The organism is Chloroflexota bacterium (assembly GCA_018829775.1).
Taxonomy (GTDB): Bacteria; Chloroflexota; Dehalococcoidia; order Dehalococcoidales; family RBG-16-60-22; genus E44-bin89.
In genome coordinates this window covers 1-16026 of the sequence record JAHJTL010000020.1, presented here as the reverse complement: position 1 = coordinate 16026, position 16026 = coordinate 1, and the positions used below count along the sequence as shown (strand labels likewise).

The following is a 16026-nucleotide window of genomic DNA, read 5'->3' as shown; positions in this document are numbered from 1 at the left end:
TCATAATTGAGCTCGCAGCTTTTCCGCTTTCCTCGGTGCAGCAATCCAGAAGGTAATGCCGGAAAGAGCGAAACACATCATGGCCAGAAGAAAGGCATTGTTATAGCTCCCGGTAACGTCATGGATGAAGCCACCCAGCCATGGCCCGATTACCCCACCGATGCCGAAGCCAGTCATCAGCAGCCCGGACAGGACACCAAAATTCCGGCCATGAAAGATATCCGCCAGTCCGGCATAGATGGTCGGTGCGCACAGCCCGGCACCGTAGCCAAAACACATGGCGTACAGGTAAAGAAGCCAGGGTTGCGACGTATCACGCACCGAAATCAAAGCGGTGAGCGCCCCCAGGGTCAGAATGACGGCGAGCGTCATCGTTTTCTCCCTCCCTATCCAGTCGGACAGGCCTGCGGACAGTTGTCCCACGGCCACGAAAATACCGAAGAGGGCGAAGACAGATGCCGCGAAGGTGCTGCTGTAGCCAATGTCTTCGGCAAACTTGACCTGATGGCCCAGTACCATATAGGCACCAACGCCCCAGTAAAGTGATTGGGATGCCAGCATGAACCACAACTGATATGTCCTCAATGCTTTCCGCAGTGTCCAGCCACCGGGCACAGATTTTCGGTCTTCCGTAGCACTGGCGGTAATTTCCGCCCACTGATTATCAGCGCCATAGGGCTTAAGACCTTTATTCTCCGGACGATAACGGTAGAAAAAGAAGTAAAGGGGAACGAGAACGGCAATGACAATACCGGCGATAACGAAGTACGTGTAACGCCAGCCTACCTGAACGATAACGAACTCAACAAACATGCCGTAGGTAAAGCTGAGTCCGCCACCCACCTGCGCCAGGCCCATGACCATACCCCGCCTCTTGGCAAACCAGTTGACCAGCGTCGGCCCGAGCATCGGCCAGCCGCTGAATGCCGTTCCTATGGGCATTAAAAAGCCGAATAACAGGTAAAAATGCCACAGTTCACGGGCAAAAGCGCAGCCGGCTGTGGCCAGCCCCAGCACGGTAGCGCCGATTATAATGACCCGGTTGGGCTTCCAGCGGTCGCATAGGCTGCCCGCAATCGGTGCCGTGAGACCGTATATGAGAATATTCAGAGAAAGCATGAGCGCCGTGCTGCCACGGCTCCAGCCGAACTCATCGAGAATGGGTGGGAAAAAAACGGAGAAGGAGTGACGCGTGCCGTAAACCAGAATCATGCCGATTATGGCGATGCCGACAATGACCCAGCCGTAAAAAAAGAGCGGTCTCCTGTCCACACCACCCTTTTCGGCAGACGCAGGTGTGCCTCGTTCTGAATTATCGGCAGAACCCGTTTTTTGGCGACTCAAACCCTTACTATCTCAGCCTCTATCTCTTTCTCTATGGTCACAATGCCATAGGAATCTCGGGCACGCCCCGGATTGAACATGAGCGTTCCCCGTATATACTCATTAAATGATAAATGAGAGTGCCCGAAGATGATAATGTCAATATCGCCAAACAATGGCCGCACTCTTTCCGCCATCCCCCACGGCCCCCCGGAGCCATGGGAAAGCCCGATCTGTCTCCCCGCAACCTCAATAGTCCGCTTATCGGGCAGCATCCGCTTCAGCTCGCCCGAGTCCATATTACCGTAAACTGCTTTTACCTCCCCGAGCTCCCTGAACCCCTCCAGCACCGCCCTTTCTGTAAAATCCCCTGTATGTACAATGAGGTCAACGTCCTCCATCGCGTTTAAGATTGACCACGGGATATCTTCCATAGTCTGGGCATGCGTATCTGAAATCACACCGATTTTCAATCCGCAACTCCTACTTCAGGCTTGCCGCCATTTTCCGGCCCAGCTCCCGGGCTTCTTCCAACAGGGGCAGGTTATCCTTTACCTCCCCGGGCTGGTCCGCATAGCCGCTGGTGATGAAAACCTTGTTTTCCTCAACATTGAAGTCAGCAATGAATTGCCTCAAGGTGTACAGGGTATCCTCAATACCTATCTGCTCGGCCACTATGATGATACCCACTGCTCTGGCCATGTATTTCTGGTCATGTTTGTAGAGGAAGTAATTTCGGTCGATGAACGCTTTCATCTGGGCGGACACATTGTAGTAATAAACCGGGCTTGCCAGGATAACCCCGTCTGCCTCACGGAACTTATCCAGAATCCAGCCGGCATCATCCTTCTGAGTGCAGGACTCAAGGGAAGCGCAATTATCGTGACCGAGACAGGGATTTACGGTATGCTGGCTGAGTACTATCTTCTCCGTTTCTGCCCCTAGTTTCGCCGCCTCATCAAGCGCCTGGTCAACCAGAAAATTGGTATTACCATTCAGTCTGGGACTGCCGACAATAGCCAGTATTTTCAACCTGACCTCCCTATAGTTCCCTGCGGAATGCCGATATTCCGGTGATATCCTGCCCCAGAATCAGGGTATGGATATCATCAGTACCCTCATAAGTATAAACCGACTCGATATTAGCCATATGTCTAATGGGGGAGTAATCCAGAGAGATGCCATTGGCCCCCAGCATCTCGCGCGCCAGCCGGGCGCACATGCGGGCGGTGGCAACGTTATTCTTCTTGGCCATGGAAATCTGGGCATGGCTCGCTTTGCCATCGTCCATCAGCCTGCCCAGCCGGTAAGACAGCAGCTGCGCTTTGGTAATCTCAATGAGCATGGTGACCAGCTTTTCCTGTACCAGCTGATAGGCAGCAATCGGGGCGCCAAACTGCTCCCGTTCCTTGGTGTAGTTTAATGCCGTCTCATAACAGTCCATAGCGGCGCCGATGGCACCCCAGGAGATGCCATACCGAGCCTGGTTGAGGCAGCTGAATGGTGCCCGCAGATCTTTCGCCTCCGGCAGTATACTTTCCGATGTCACCTTACAGTCGGAAAAGCCAAGCTCGCCGACATCGCTGGCCCGCATCGAGCCTTTGCGTGCCTGAAAGGTTTGAGTAAATCCCTCGGTACCCTTCTCCACAATAAAACCCCTGATGCCTTCCTCGGTCTGTGCCCAGACAACGGCGAAATCAGCCACTGACGCCTCACTTATCCACTGTTTCGTTCCGTTAATCACCCAACCGTCAGCTACTTTTTTAGCCACCGTTTCCATCGAAGCGACATCCGAGCCGCGATTCGGCTCAGTCAGGCCATAGCAGCCCACCTTTTCCCCTCGGGCAACCAGCGGCAACCATTTCTGCTTCTGCTCCTCGGAACCGTAGCGCCATATGGGGTACATCACCAGCCCCGATTCCACCGCGATGAAAGTCCTCAGGGCACTATCAACTCTTTCCACTTCCTGACACACCAGGCCGAAGGTCACATAGTTGGCGCCGGCGCACCCGTATTCCTCGGGGAAAAAAGCGCCAATCATGCCCAGCTCTCCCATCCTGGGCGCAATTACCTCCAGGTCCAGCGGTTTCTCTTCGTGGAAAGCATCGGCCACCAGCGGTTCTATTTCATTTTCGAGGAATTCCCTGACCAGCGTCCGGGTCATCTTTTCTTCCTCGGAAAGCAATTCGTCAATCTGATAATAGTCAACGCCCTGAAATTTCATTGCCACTCACCTCTTTATGCAGACTGTTTTCCCCATCTTTGCTCGAACTTTTTCTTTACCTCGGTATTGAGCAGCCACTGCGGCCACTGGCCGTTTACCATGCGGGCTATCTCTTCAAACGGCCGTTTCCTGAGCCGGCCCAGGGATTCTTCAGAGTAGTAAGCAGTGTGCGGCGTGATGATGATGTTATCCGGTTTGAGCAGTGGATGGCTCGATGGCATGCTTTCTTCCTGAATCACATCCAGCGCGGCACCGGCAATCTCTCCTCGAGTGACGGCATCGTACAGTGCTTCCTCGTCGATAAACTCACCGCGGGCGCAGTTGATGACGTAAGCTGTCGATTTCATTTTCTGGAACTGTTCCGCTCCCAGCATGTGCCTGGCATCGGAGGTGAAGGCGGCGTGCACCGAAATAAAGTCTGAATTCTCGATAAGGTACGGTAAATCAACTGCCTCCACACCGTATTCGGCAAAGACATCCTGGCCGATATACGGGTCGAAGGCGAGCACCCGCATATCAAATCCCCTGGCTTTGGGGACGAGTTTCCGGGCAATCCGTCCGAAACCAATGAGTCCCAGCGTTTGCTCTCGAATCGGGAAAATCGGGGGTAAAATATTGAACCGTATTTCACGTTTCTCATATGACTCCCATTTCCCCTCTCTCACCGCCCGGTCCAGACGCACCAGCTTGCGGGCGCAGGCGAGAATCAGGGCCATGGCATGCTCGGCAACTTCTTCACTGCAGTAAGCATCGGGATAGGAAACGCAGATGCCGTGCTCGGTTGCCGCTTCCAGGTCAATCGTCTCGTAGCCGGTGCCGATGTTGTAGACCATCCGGCACCGTGTCAGTTGTTCCATGACCTTGCCCGTAAACGGTTTTTTGAAGGTGAGGACGAAATCAGCATCCCTGGCAGCTTCTATGATTTCCTCTTCCGTCTGGCATGGACTGGTGATAAATTCCACCCCGATTCTGCGGTAGTCCGCTTCATCATGCGGAATCATCGGGTTGGCCACCACCATGACTGCTTTAAAAGCCATTTCTACCTCCGGTTATTTTTCCAGTTTCATCTTGATTGCTTCTTTGGGGCAAAAAGCCACGCAAATGCCGCAACCTTTGCAGAAATCAAGGTCGATTTCAATCTGGCCTGTTTCTTCATTCAGGGTCATGGCCAGGTCAGGACAGAGAAGTCGGCACATCCGGCACTGGTTACACTTACCGTGCTCTATAATCGGCATATGTGTTCTGCCTTCTACCGGCATGCCCGTCTATCACCTTTCACGATAATGGTCTCTAAACGGATTTCCCGCTTCCCAGCGTGAAACCCGCCTCCACCGCTTTCAAATCGAGTTCTCTGAGTTTCTCCGCTACCGTCCCGGCAACCGCCGAGCGCAGGGCGTCTTTCGTTACCAGGCCGGTAACCTCCACCGCGGCCCCCAGTATAACCATGTTGGCCACGATTTCGCTTTTAAACTCTTCGATGGCTGTCCTCGTTGCCGGAATCGGCACCTGCTTCAAGCCATCGACTTCACCGGGAGAGACGAAGTGGTCATCGTAAACAACGATGCCTCCTTCACTTCTTACCTGCCCAATGTATCTGCTATAGGCTGTCTGGTACATAGCGATTAATATATCGGCTTCAATGACGTATGGATAGCTAATTGGCTGGTCAGAGATAACCACTTCAGCACGACAGGCACCGCCTCTCGAGGCAGCGCCATAGGAGTTAGTGCCGCCCACCCATTTCCCATCATTGAAAGCGGCCTGTCCCAGAATCGTGCCGGCGAGGACAATCCCCTGGCCGCCGTAGCCACATATCAATACCTGTTTGATGCCACCCACCTATAGTTCTCCGGTGATTATTTTGTCCTTTAATTCTTCAGGAGATAGTGCTTCCGCTTTTTCCTCGGAAACACACCTGGACATCAGGTCTTTGAGCATCTCCGCCGGTTTGCCCAGTTTATTCCGGCGGCCGAACTGCACCGGACAGGGAGTTAGCGCCTCGATGAAGGTGAAGCCTTCCGTTTGCAGGGCCTTCTTGATGCCCCGTATCATCGCCATGGGCTGGGTAACGGCATAGCGGGCCACGTAGACCGCCCCGGCTGCCTTAACCAGCCGGCAGAGGTCAAAAGGTCGAAATGGATTGCCCTGATGGGTGGTCATGGTTAGAGCCCCTTCTGGTGTGGTGGCGCAAACCTGGCCGCCGGTCATGCCGTAGTTCTGGTTATTGGCACAGATGACGGTCATATCCATGTTCCGGCGCGCACCGTGAATGAGATGGTTTCCGCCGATATCGGCGAGGTCGCCATCGCCGGATATCACCATGACCTTCAATTTCGGGTTGACCATCTTGGCACCGGTGGCAAAGGCAATGGTCCGACCGTGCAGCGTATGCAGCGAATCGGCATTAAAATACGGGCTCGGTATCCAGGCGGCACAGCCTATGCCCGAGACAAACAGCATCTCATCCATATTGAGCTTGAGCTCGTCTATCGCCCTTAAGATGAGCCCCTGTAGAATCGCTTCACCGCAGCCGGGGCAGTAGGTGGTAACCCCGATTCCGGGACGCAGGTATTTCTCCAGTTCTCTGACCACTATACGAGCCCCCTCAACTGCTCCATAATCGTGTGCGGGTGGATGACTTCACCTGTGACCTGGCCGTAGGACAGCACCTCACAGGCAGCGTATTTCCTGACCTCACCGGCCACCTGACCCATATTCATTTCCGGAACAAAGATTTTTTCCACCCTGGACCCGATATCCTTAACCAATTCACCGGCAAAGGGCCAGAGCGTCTTCAGGCGCAGCACGCCGATTTTTTTGCCTTCTGCGCGCAATTGCTCCACAGCGAACAGGGCGCTTCTGGCGGTGAAGCCATAACAGATGACAGCTATTTGAGCATCGCCCAGATAATGACCATCGTACTGGATGATTTCCTGGCTTCGATTCAAGATTTTCTTGTGCAGTCTGGTCACCAGCTTGCGGTGGATTTCCGGATGGGTTATTTTCCTCACGCCCCACTCGTCATGGGTGGAGCCGGTAATGAGCAATTTCTCACCGTCACCGAAAGCGGGCATCGGCGGAATGCCGTCTTCCTCTTTTGTATCAAATGGGGGTGCGCCCGGCTTTTTCTCGCGGCTGAACAGTTCAACCTCAGCACCGACCTCTATCCGTTCGTGCAGGTGGGCGGTTGCCTCTTCGGCCATAACGAAAACAGGGACTCGAAAACGCTCGGCAAGGTTGAAGGCGCTGATGGTCTGGTCGTACAGTTCCTGCACCGACCATGGTGAAAGGGCAATGACCTGATAATCACCGTGCGAGCCCCACTTGGCCTGCATGATATCCCCGCTGCCCACCCGGGTCGCCTGGCCGGTGCTGGGGCCGGACCGCTGCGCATCAACGATAACGAGTGGCGTTTCGGTAAATACAGCGTAGCCAATCGCTTCCTGCATCAGGCTGAAACCGGGTCCGGAGGTGATGGTCATCGCCTTGGCACCCGCCCATGATGCCCCGATGCAGGAACAGATAGAGGCAATCTCATCCTCCATCTGCATAAATACCGCCCCCACTTCACCAAACCTGATGGAAAGTCGCTCCAGCGTCTCGGTAGCCGGTGTAATCGGGTAGCCAGCACAGTAGCCGCATCGCGCCGCAATAGCACCTTCGGCCACCGCCTCATCCCCGGAGAAGTAGTAGCTTCCCGGAGAAAGCATACTGTTTGCTTTTTGAATTCCCAAAAAGACGACTCCGTTATTCTCTGAAGTTATACACCGCCATAATTTTACACCAGAACTGCAGGATTTGGCTAACCCTGCTTTAATATAGCGTCGACATCTTCCTGCTGGCCAGGTCTGTCAGCGTTGTCAATTTGACACATCATTGGATGTGGATTAAATTATGGTCTAGCGCTATTGGGATAGGAGATGAACAGGTGCGTATCATCCTTATCGGTCAGGCAGCCTTTGGTGAAAAAATTTTAGAGGCATTAGTCGAGATGGGGGAGGAGATGGTCGGGGTTTACACCACCCCCGATACCCCTGGCAGAGAAAACCCGCTTAAAACACGGGCGCTTCAGCTCAACATTCCCGTCTTCCAGCCGGAAAACATGCGTGCCCCGGAAGTCTTTGAAGAATATGCCCGGTTAAAACCGGATTTAAACGTGATGGCTTTCGTTACCGATATTGTACCCGAGTCCATACTGAATTGCCCCAAGCTCGGCACCATACAGTACCACCCTTCGTTGCTGCCCAGGCACCGCGGTGGCAGCGCCATCAACTGGGCGGTCATCAACGGCGAAGCTAGGACCGGCCTCACCATCTTCTGGCCGGATAAAGGTATAGACACCGGCCCAATTCTGCTGCAGAAAGAGGTTGATATTGCCCCCGACGACACCGTGGGTTCACTCTACTTTAACAAGCTCTTCCCTATGGGCATTGAGGCAATAAAAGAAAGCATTGAACTCATTAAACAAGGTAAAACACCAAAAATTCCACAGGACGAATCGCAGGCCACCTACGAAGGTCTGTGTACACAGGTGGAAATAGACTGGAGCGAGCCGGCCCAGAAAATTTTCAACCTCATCCGCGGCACCAATCCCCAGCCCGGAGCTACAACGAGACTCGGCGATACCCAGTTCAAGGTCTTTGATTCAGAGCTGCGCACTGGCGATATAAAGGGCGCGCCGGGCGAAGTGATTGAGATTACGGAATCGGGGTTTCTGGTGGCGGCGCCGGGCGGCGCTATACTCATCAAACGAGTACAGCCTAAAGGCTCGCCAAAGATAGCCGCCGCCGACTTCATTGCCCAATCGGGTCTCGCGTTAGGTAACCGTTTGGGCGAATAGCGCTTGCCAATGCCATATCTCGGGAGTATAATGGCACGGTGATGATAAAAGGGTATTTGCTCATAAAACTTGTCCCCGGCCTGGAGTCTGATGCCCTATCACGAATTCGCGCCATTCCCGGTGTATCTGAAGTCGACCTAGTTTTCGGACATTGGGATGCCATTGCCACCACCGAAGCGAAGAGCCTTTTCGAGCTTTCCCGTATAATTATCGGTGAAATCCGCGGCATTCAGGGCGTCCAGGACACGGAGACTCTGGTGCAGGGCGAGTTGTAGTTGCTATTTTTTTTATTAATGCTATTAGGGTAGGTGAAAAATGACCGATCGTGAGCGCTTTAAGGCTATCTGCCGCGGGGAGAGGTTGGGCGATTTCATGGTCATGGACTGGTTTCACCGCTGCTGGGCAGACACGCTCGACGAATGGATTAAGCAGGGCGCACCGGAATCAATTAGAACACAGGAAGGTCTTAACGAATACTTCGGATTTGAACACCTCCATGGCCTGCAGGAAATCATTTCGGAACATAACCGCTCTGATTTAAAGGCGATTGCTTCTGCGCAGAGCCTGGGCGCTTATCACGTTACCCCGCCGGTCATGCCCGTCTTTGAAATCAAGGTTATCCGGGAAGACGAGCGCCACCGTGTGGAAACAACCTATGGTGGCTCGTTAGTTGAGGTCTCCAAAGAGCACCCCTGGCGCATGCCCAAATATCTGGACCGCCCCGTCAAGGACAGGGCCACCTGGAATGAATACAAAAAACGCCTTGACCCACACACTCCCGAACGCTGGCCCTCACCCTGGGATGAGTATGTGGAGCAAAGAAATCGTGAGGACGTCCCCACCATGCTCCTGCTGGAGGGTTTCTTCGGCGTGCTGCGTGAGTGGACCGGCCTGGAGCAGTTGCTCTACATGTTCTATGACGACCCCAAGCTGGTTGAGGATATGATGGACCAGGTGCTCTATCTTGATTTGGAAGTGGCCAAGCGGGTACTGAAGGACATGAAAATCGACTGCGTTCGTTTCTGGGAAGACATGGCCTACAAGAGCGGCCCCCTGATTTCGCCGGATATGTTCCGCAAGTTCGAGATGCCGCGCTACCGTCAGGTCACCGACTATCTCCGCAGCCAGGGGGTGGACATCCTCCACGTGGACAGCGACGGCAATATCGACGAACTGATACCTCTCTGGATGGAGGTCGGTGTCAATTTCCCGTGGCCGTTAGAGGTGGCCTCCCGGATGGACGGCGCTGTGTGGAGGAAGAAGTACGGCAAAGATATCATCCTCGGCGGCAATATCGATAAGCGGGTATTTACTAAAGGTAAGGACGCCATACACGAAGAGGTAATGTCCAAAGTGCCCTATCTTGTGGAGACCGGCGGCTACTTCCCCTGTCTCGACCACGTGGTACCACCTGACGTGCCTCTGGCAGGCTTTCGTTACTACATTAACCTGCTGAGGGAAATAGCCGGTAAGGACAAATTACCGGAATAGGCGATACCACTGAACCAGGACGGAGGCTGATACAGGTATGCCAATACTTATCACCGGAGGCATGGGTTTTATCGGCGTCGGATTGGCGCATGAGCTTGTAGCCAAAGGGCAGGATGTTATCCTGTTCGATATTGCTGTCAGGCCGGAACGCGTGGCCGATATAAAGGACAATGTCAAAATCATTCAGGGCGACCTTAAAGTCTGGCCTGAAGTGATGAATGTGGTCAAAGATAATAAGGTGGAAGATATCTTCCATCTCGGTGCCATGCTCAGTGTTCCCTCGGAGGGAAATCCCTGGGGCTCATTCCAGACCAACGTTGCCGGCATCATGTACGTACTGGAGGCCGCCCGGCTTTTCGGGGTGAAGAAGGTTATCTTTCCCAGCAGCATCGCCTCCTACGGTCTGGATACGGGTGAGGTCATTACCGACACAACCCTGCAGCGGCCGATTACTATGTACGGTGCGAGCAAGGTCTACGGCGAGCTCCTCGGCAGGTTCTACCGCCGCCGGTTCGACCTTGACTTTCGCAGCCTGCGTTACTGCGGGGTTATCGGCCCGGGGGTAAAGACGCCGGGGATTGTCCAGTACAATGCCTGGATGATTGAAAACGCCGCCCTCGGCAGGCCATATGAGTGCTTTGTCACCGAGGACGCATATAGTCCCCTCACCTACTTCAAAGATGCCATCCACGCCACATTGCTGCTCTATGAGGCACCCGGGGAGAATATCAAGACGGTCTGTTATAACATCAGCGAATTCTCGCCGGCGCCTACGGCCAAGGAACTGGAGCTCACCATCAAGAAATTCATCCCCGACCTCAAGGTCACCTACAAGCCGGACCCGGTGGTCATGGCATTCCATAAGAACCAGACCATGAAGACGATAGATGATAGCCGGGCACGTGAGGAATGGGGCTGGCAGCCACTGTTCAACAATCTGGAAGACATGGTGGCCGACTTCATCAATGAGGTGCGCACCAGACCCGAGTTCTACGGATTGGCCTGAAATTAATTAGCGTAGACCCTTCTCCGCCTGCTTGGCAATCAGATTGACCATCATCTTGGGCAGCCAGCCCTTGACTGCCTGCTGTGCCATAGCAAGCCTATCGTAGGTTGTCCTGGTCTCTTTGATTTTCTCACCTTCAAACTCATAGGCACACATAGCCAGGATGGTTGCCTTTTTGCCCCCCATGGTACCGGTTATCTCATGCTCAAAAAAGGCCTTATTTCCCTGGACAATGATGCCGTTACCGCATTCCTTGACTTTGATATCCTTCATCTGGTCGTACAGGCATGCCGTGTAACGTCGTATCTCATCTTTGCCTCTGAAAGTGCCACCGGGGTTTACCCAGACGCCATCTTCAGCGAAGTAGGCGAGCGTCTTCTCCGCGTCACCATCCGACATAGTTTTGACGAACTCACGCATGATAGAGGGGATTTTTTCTTCCGGCATTTCATTTACCTCCTTTATGAACTAAATAAAAAAACGCCAGCAACCACACTTATACTGAGCGGTACCGGCGCCTTCATTTGCACCATTCACCTCAACCAGTTCTTAAGGTAATATCACCACAGGTGTCATTAATTATAGCCCTAATTCAGCTATTGTCAATATCTTTATAATTTTTTTCAATCCGCCATGTGCTGAAAACACAATGCGGGGAAACAGCTACCATGTCCCCATGGCACAGCCATCTTTACGCGGGTCAGAGCCGGCAATAAGCGCCCCGTTCTCAGGATGCACCATGATTATCTGCCCCCCGCCGAACTGCTGGGAGTAGGGGTCGTTCAGACGGGCGACACTGTGTCCCTTTTCCGCCAGTGCCTGGAGGATGTTGTCCGGAATCCCCGGTTCAAAGACACATTCATTGCTGGCTGAAATATACCTGAACCTCGGCGCGTCCAGCGCTGTCTGCACGTCCATGCCGAAATCGATGATATTGAGCAGCACCTGTACCTGCCCCTGCGGCTGCATGAAGCCACCCATAACGCCAAAGGTAAGAAACAGCCTGCCATCCCTGAAGACCATGGCCGGGATGATGGTGTGGTACGGTCGCTTGTGCGGGGCGATGCAGTTGGGATGGTCGCTCTCAAGGGAAAATAGAGCGCCGCGATTCTGCAGGCAGATGCCCGCCCCCTCGACAACGACGCCGGAGCCGAAGGCCTGGTACAGGCTGTTTATCAGCGAGATGCTGTTGCCATCTCTGTCCGTCGCCGCCAGATAAACCGTGTCTCCTTCTTTATCTGGAACACCGGCCTTTACCTTCTGCCCTGCCCTATCTCCACGAATCAGGCTTCGTCTACTGTCTGCGTATTTTTTATCGAGCAGTTGATTTAAAGGGATGCTAACAAAATCGGGGTCAGCGACGTATCTATCGGCATCGGCAAAAGCCAGCTTCAGCGCTTCTATCAGCAGATGCAGGTATTCCGGTGAGTTGTGCACCATAGACTTTATATCGTAGCCTTCCAGCATGTTCAGGGCGAGCAGCGTAACCAGACCTTGCCCGTTCGGCGGGCATTGGAACACCTCGTATCCGCGGTAATCCGTGCTGATGGGCGTTACCCAGTCGGAGGTATGGTCGTTCAGGTCTTTCATGGCGAGCAGTCCGCCGTGCTTTTGAGAGCAGGCCATGATTGCCTCGGCGATTTCGCCCCGATAGAAGACATCCCGCCCCTCACGCGCGATTTTTTTCAGGGTACTCGCCAGGTCAGGTTGCACGAATATTTCGCCGGGTTCAGGTGCCCTTCCCTTGAGCAGGTAGGTCCGGGCAGCAACCGCATCCTTTCCCAGCTTTGGCTGGCTGTCCTGCCATCGGTTAGCCGTTATCTCGGTAACCGGATATCCCTTCTCGGCGAGGGCAATGGCTGGAGCCAGCACCTGGTCCAGTTTCATGGTGCCACATGATTCAAGCAGGGTACACCAGCCGTCCAATGTCCCCGGGATGGTGACGGTATGGATACCCGTTTCCGGCAACTTTCCAAAGCCCAGCCCTCTCATCTTTTCCAGGCTGGCCGCATACGGGGCGCGTCCGCTGGCATTCAGGGCTTTCAATTCCCCGCTCTGATGGAGATATACCAGGGCAAAGAGGTCACCACCCAAGCCGGTCATCATCGGCTCAACGACGTTCAGGGCGGCGGCAGTGGCGACGGCGGCATCAACCGCATTGCCGCCCTGCTGGAGTATGCTCACACCGGCCTGCGTTGCCAGATATTGACTTGATGCTACCATACCACCGGTGCTCGTCACCGCAGTACGACGTGATGGAAATAGATATTTCATGCGCTCACCTCTTTTTCTCCTCTATCAGGTTAAATAGCGTCATTACTATAATAACACCAGTCCCGACCCCTTTCCAAAGACCGATATTTTCAATGTTTTTGGAAAACGAGGTGCGATTGGGTTAGAATATGGGACGGCTATTGTTGAAATAAACGGAAAGGAGAGAATATGCCTGAGCTATCAGAAAAGGAAATGCTGGAAAAATTATGTGGCTTCAATACCCCCTCAGTCACCAATATCGTCGCCACGTATCCGAACAACCCGCTCTGTCTGGGACTTTACGAGCCCTGGCGTCAGAACTGGTACACCGACCAGTCAGTCCGCTGCCTCTTTCCTGAGTTGAGCGCAAGGATTGGATATGCCGTGACGGTGACCTTCGCCTTGCCCAACCCCACTTACCAGCGCTGGTCTATCATCGACCTGTATGAAACGATTGCGAAAGCGAAAAAACCGACAATCCTCGTCATCAAGCAGGACTTCCCACCCGAGATAAAGCCCAAAGTAGGCCTGGCGGGAGGTCAATTGACTATCGCCCTCAAGGCCTGTGGAGTGGTGGGGGTAGTAACCGACGGCCCGACCAGGGATATCGATGAAATACGGCCTTTGGAGATGCAGTATCTCACCACAGGTATAACGCCGGGACATGGTGAAATGGCGATAAGTGCCATTAACGTTCCTGTATCCGTGGCCGCAATGGATGTTGCCCCCGGTGATATCGTGCATATGGACGAAAACGGTGCCGTGAAATTCCCGGCAGATAAACTGGCTGATATTTGCCGGACCATCGATGTTTTTACCGCCAAAGAGCAGGAGCGCGCTGACAAGGTTCTGGCGGCGAAAACGTTTGCCCAGATAAAAGCGGCCTGGCAGCGGGAAGACCTGCCCGGTTAAACCAGTTTGGCGTCCTGTATGATTTCCGCCATCCAACGCGCCGCATTGCCCACGACTTCCGGACAGTGGATATCATGGGCGCCGGCATCATGGAATTTCTGGAATTCCTGCGGGTCGGCCAGATAGTAGTACCGGCCCAGCACCTTGGTCTGGATATTGCGGCAGACGATGGAACCGTATTTGTCGATGAATTTGTTGAAAAATTCCCTCGACAGCTTGTGGGTCGTGAAACGAACCCCTTCAGGGTCGGCGAAATTGTCCCTCTCCCGGCCTACCAGATGGCCCAGGACCATGAGGGCGCCGACATAGGCGCCGCAGCCGCCCTCGCCTGACAACGCCGAGCCTCCGGAAAGCCCCGTGGCCGACTTGAAAATGTCGTCGTTTCTGACGTCGAAAACATCCTGGAGCGCGGCAATCACGCACTGACTGCAGCCTCGATAGGTCTTTTCATAGTGCTTGCCAAGTTCATAAGCTTTTTCGGCAGCTTTATTCGCCATAAGTTCCACCCCCTTTGTGCTTAACTCGGGTTGATGGCCAGACCTATTGTAGCAATTACCATTATTGACTTCAAGGTTGAGGTTGTTGCGAAACTCTTGTACAGACGGAATCACAGGTTCAACAATCCATAATTGCACATTCTGGCTTTTTGTGCAGCGGTAAACTGGATGTCTTTGTACAACTTTGCCGTCTGAGCTGCTCTATGCCAGCCTTATCACCGCTTCCAAAATCTGGCGAGGTCTCAGACTGGCGCCTCACATCTGGTGGGCGCTGGAGATGCTGAGGCGAGAGGCCTTCGGAGAACAGGGGCAACGGATTGAAAAAGAGCTCGTGGTGGTGTAGAATGCTTACCAACGGAGGCTTAGTCAGATGAGTCTGCTCGAACTACAGGACAAAAGAACCAGCTGCTGACTGGAAGAGGCAGGTATTGGTCAATACCTGAAGGATTTGGCGGTTGACAGCGCCATAGAGGTCATGTTCTATGCTCCGCTTCAGGAGACGATGGAAAAAATCGTAGCCGCAGAAAATTGCGAGATTGTTCAACTGGACGGAGATGCCGAGACCCTGAAAGCCACCATTAAGAAAAAGGTGCCGGTGGCTGAGATGCTGAAAGTGCCACCGATAGTAGACTATCCCGCAGAAGAAGGTTGTTTTCTACGCGGGAACGATTACTCACCAGTGGCCGTGGTGGTGTTGCTAAATGCGCCTTACGGAACGTTGCCACCGGAGGTGCAAAGCATCCCGCCAGAAATTGAGAAGCTGGTGAGAGTGCCCATTGAAACAGGCGCGGCGTTATCGGGCACACTGCAAACTGAGAACATCGGGATAGAAAAAATCATTTGTAATGTGGTGGGTAACCCAAATGTTCGCTATCTGGTTCTTTGCGGTGAGGAGGTGGCAGGGCATCAGGCAGGCAGTGCCGTTAAGGCCCTTCTCGTCAACGGCATCAACGAAGAGCGCACCATCATTGGCTCTCAGGCCGTGACTCCGTATCTTTTCAATATATCATTAGAGGCCATCGAGCGGTTTCGGAAGCAGGTCACTTTAGTAGACCTTATAGGCGAAATGGACCCACAAGTACTACTGAAGGCTGTTTGGTCGTGCTACCAAGAGGAGCCAACTGCCTTCAAAGAGCACATGCTCCGTGACCCAGGAGCCTACTGTGAGACGGGGATAGCCACTAGGCTTACGGGGAGAGTGGCACATCCTGAGGCGGTTGAGGGGTGGGAGCTCGATGATGTCGTTAAAAAGATTGAAGCAGAGGAAGGGGATATGCCCGTCAAAGAGGTTGCCGATAAAGCCAGGGTGGGAAAAAGGGTTGAAGGGAAAGAAGCTATTGAACCAGGGCTCCTTTCCCTTTTGAAAAAACGCCTTATCAAGGTGTCTGAAGAGCTTGCCGATATTGCCAAGTTGCTGCCTGAAGAAGCCGAGGCAGCTCTCGCACCCGTCCCTGAAGTGGAGGAAGAAGTAAAGGTAGCG

General features: G+C 53.6%; 19 protein-coding genes. 7 read left to right on the top strand and 12 right to left on the bottom strand.

Annotation, left to right across the window (positions count from 1 at the left end; all coding sequences use genetic code 11):
- From KKD83_02585 to KKD83_02545, 9 genes are all read right to left on the bottom strand, one after another.
- A complete protein-coding gene (locus KKD83_02585; protein ID MBU2535038.1) occupies window positions 1-1272 on the bottom strand; it encodes an MFS transporter in 1272 nt (423 codons plus the stop codon).
- 68 nt (window positions 1273-1340) lie between these two features.
- Window positions 1341-1796 (bottom strand): metallophosphatase family protein, encoded by a 456-nt coding sequence (locus KKD83_02580; protein MBU2535037.1) that lies wholly within the window; start codon window positions 1794-1796, stop codon window positions 1341-1343.
- Between the two features lie 10 nt (window positions 1797-1806).
- Window positions 1807-2355, bottom strand: a complete 549-nt coding sequence (locus tag KKD83_02575) for a flavodoxin family protein (GenBank protein MBU2535036.1) — start codon at window positions 2353-2355, stop codon at window positions 1807-1809.
- A 10-nt stretch (window positions 2356-2365) separates the two neighbouring features.
- A complete protein-coding gene (locus KKD83_02570; GenBank protein ID MBU2535035.1) occupies window positions 2366-3547 on the bottom strand; it encodes an acyl-CoA dehydrogenase family protein in 1182 nt (393 codons plus the stop codon).
- A 14-nt stretch (window positions 3548-3561) separates the two neighbouring features.
- On the bottom strand, window positions 3562-4584 hold the full coding sequence (locus tag KKD83_02565; GenBank protein MBU2535034.1) for a C-terminal binding protein: 1023 nt from the start codon (window positions 4582-4584) through the stop codon (window positions 3562-3564).
- Between the two features lie 12 nt (window positions 4585-4596).
- Window positions 4597-4782: a 4Fe-4S binding protein gene (locus tag KKD83_02560; protein ID MBU2535033.1), complete on the bottom strand. Its 186-nt coding sequence runs from the start codon at window positions 4780-4782 to the stop codon at window positions 4597-4599.
- Between the two features lie 55 nt (window positions 4783-4837).
- Entirely contained in the window at window positions 4838-5386 is a 549-nt protein-coding gene (locus tag KKD83_02555; GenBank protein MBU2535032.1) for a 2-oxoacid:acceptor oxidoreductase family protein, read from the bottom strand.
- Entirely contained in the window at window positions 5387-6139 is a 753-nt protein-coding gene (locus tag KKD83_02550) for a 2-oxoglutarate synthase (GenBank protein MBU2535031.1), read from the bottom strand.
- Window positions 6139-7257 (bottom strand): 2-oxoacid:acceptor oxidoreductase subunit alpha, encoded by a 1119-nt coding sequence (locus tag KKD83_02545; protein ID MBU2535030.1) that lies wholly within the window; start codon window positions 7255-7257, stop codon window positions 6139-6141. Before KKD83_02545 ends, KKD83_02550 begins: the two co-directional genes overlap by 1 nt.
- A 218-nt stretch (window positions 7258-7475) precedes the next feature.
- On the opposite strand from KKD83_02545, the gene KKD83_02540 reads away from it, so the two are divergent.
- From KKD83_02540 to KKD83_02525, 4 genes are read left to right on the top strand one after another with little or no spacing between them, the layout of a single operon-like run.
- Window positions 7476-8387 (top strand): methionyl-tRNA formyltransferase, encoded by a 912-nt coding sequence (locus KKD83_02540; GenBank protein MBU2535029.1) that lies wholly within the window; start codon window positions 7476-7478, stop codon window positions 8385-8387.
- Window positions 8388-8428: 41 nt separating this feature from the next.
- A complete protein-coding gene (locus KKD83_02535; GenBank protein ID MBU2535028.1) occupies window positions 8429-8662 on the top strand; it encodes an Lrp/AsnC ligand binding domain-containing protein in 234 nt (77 codons plus the stop codon).
- Window positions 8663-8702: 40 nt separating this feature from the next.
- The gene (locus KKD83_02530; protein ID MBU2535027.1) at window positions 8703-9878 is read left to right on the top strand and encodes a hypothetical protein; all 1176 of its coding nucleotides are present in this window, start codon (window positions 8703-8705) and stop codon (window positions 9876-9878) included.
- 37 nt (window positions 9879-9915) lie between these two features.
- Window positions 9916-10884 carry an NAD-dependent epimerase/dehydratase family protein gene (locus KKD83_02525; protein MBU2535026.1) on the top strand — a complete coding sequence of 323 codons (969 nt, stop codon included), beginning with the start codon at window positions 9916-9918 and terminating at the stop codon, window positions 10882-10884.
- A gap of 6 nt (window positions 10885-10890) precedes the next feature.
- On the opposite strand, the gene KKD83_02520 is transcribed toward KKD83_02525, so the two are convergent.
- Together KKD83_02520 and ggt are read right to left on the bottom strand one after the other, a co-directional pair.
- Complete coding sequence (locus KKD83_02520) at window positions 10891-11331, bottom strand: nuclear transport factor 2 family protein (GenBank protein ID MBU2535025.1); 441 nt, start codon at window positions 11329-11331, stop codon at window positions 10891-10893.
- Window positions 11332-11547: 216 nt separating this feature from the next.
- Window positions 11548-13158, bottom strand: a complete 1611-nt coding sequence (gene ggt, locus KKD83_02515; GenBank protein ID MBU2535024.1) for a gamma-glutamyltransferase — start codon at window positions 13156-13158, stop codon at window positions 11548-11550.
- A 168-nt stretch (window positions 13159-13326) separates the two neighbouring features.
- On the opposite strand from ggt, the gene KKD83_02510 reads away from it, so the two are divergent.
- Window positions 13327-14049: an RraA family protein gene (locus KKD83_02510; GenBank protein MBU2535023.1), complete on the top strand. Its 723-nt coding sequence runs from the start codon at window positions 13327-13329 to the stop codon at window positions 14047-14049.
- Here the strand turns inward: KKD83_02510 and KKD83_02505 are convergent.
- Window positions 14046-14546 (bottom strand): C-GCAxxG-C-C family protein, encoded by a 501-nt coding sequence (locus tag KKD83_02505; protein MBU2535022.1) that lies wholly within the window; start codon window positions 14544-14546, stop codon window positions 14046-14048. The genes KKD83_02510 and KKD83_02505 overlap by 4 nt on opposite strands.
- 184 nt (window positions 14547-14730) lie before the next feature.
- Here KKD83_02505 and KKD83_02500 point away from each other — a divergent pair, with 184 nt between their 5' ends.
- The gene (locus KKD83_02500; protein MBU2535021.1) at window positions 14731-14889 is read left to right on the top strand and encodes a hypothetical protein; all 159 of its coding nucleotides are present in this window, start codon (window positions 14731-14733) and stop codon (window positions 14887-14889) included.
- Window positions 14890-14994: 105 nt separating this feature from the next.
- Window positions 14995-16026, top strand: a 1032-nt coding sequence (locus KKD83_02495; protein MBU2535020.1) for a tetrahydromethanopterin S-methyltransferase subunit A, incomplete at its 3' end; no start/stop codon positions are given.

Bases quoted from the DNA above. Each gene is read 5' to 3' on its own strand.
- KKD83_02570 (MBU2535035.1), bottom strand. From the start codon at position 3,547: ATGAAATTTCAGGGCGTTGACTATTATCAGATTGACGAATTGCTTTCC.
- KKD83_02565 (MBU2535034.1), bottom strand. From the start codon at position 4,584: ATGGCTTTTAAAGCAGTCATGGTGGTGGCCAACCCGATGATTCCGCAT.
- KKD83_02560 (MBU2535033.1), bottom strand. From the start codon at position 4,782: ATGCCGATTATAGAGCACGGTAAGTGTAACCAGTGCCGGATGTGCCGA.
- KKD83_02545 (MBU2535030.1), bottom strand. From the start codon at position 7,257: ATGCTTTCTCCGGGAAGCTACTACTTCTCCGGGGATGAGGCGGTGGCC.
- KKD83_02535 (MBU2535028.1), top strand. From the start codon at position 8,429: ATGATAAAAGGGTATTTGCTCATAAAACTTGTCCCCGGCCTGGAGTCT.
- KKD83_02530 (MBU2535027.1), top strand. From the start codon at position 8,703: ATGACCGATCGTGAGCGCTTTAAGGCTATCTGCCGCGGGGAGAGGTTG.
- KKD83_02525 (MBU2535026.1), top strand. From the start codon at position 9,916: ATGCCAATACTTATCACCGGAGGCATGGGTTTTATCGGCGTCGGATTG.
- KKD83_02520 (MBU2535025.1), bottom strand. From the start codon at position 11,331: ATGCCGGAAGAAAAAATCCCCTCTATCATGCGTGAGTTCGTCAAAACT.
- ggt (MBU2535024.1), bottom strand. From the start codon at position 13,158: ATGAAATATCTATTTCCATCACGTCGTACTGCGGTGACGAGCACCGGT.
- KKD83_02510 (MBU2535023.1), top strand. From the start codon at position 13,327: ATGCCTGAGCTATCAGAAAAGGAAATGCTGGAAAAATTATGTGGCTTC.
- KKD83_02505 (MBU2535022.1), bottom strand. From the start codon at position 14,546: ATGGCGAATAAAGCTGCCGAAAAAGCTTATGAACTTGGCAAGCACTAT.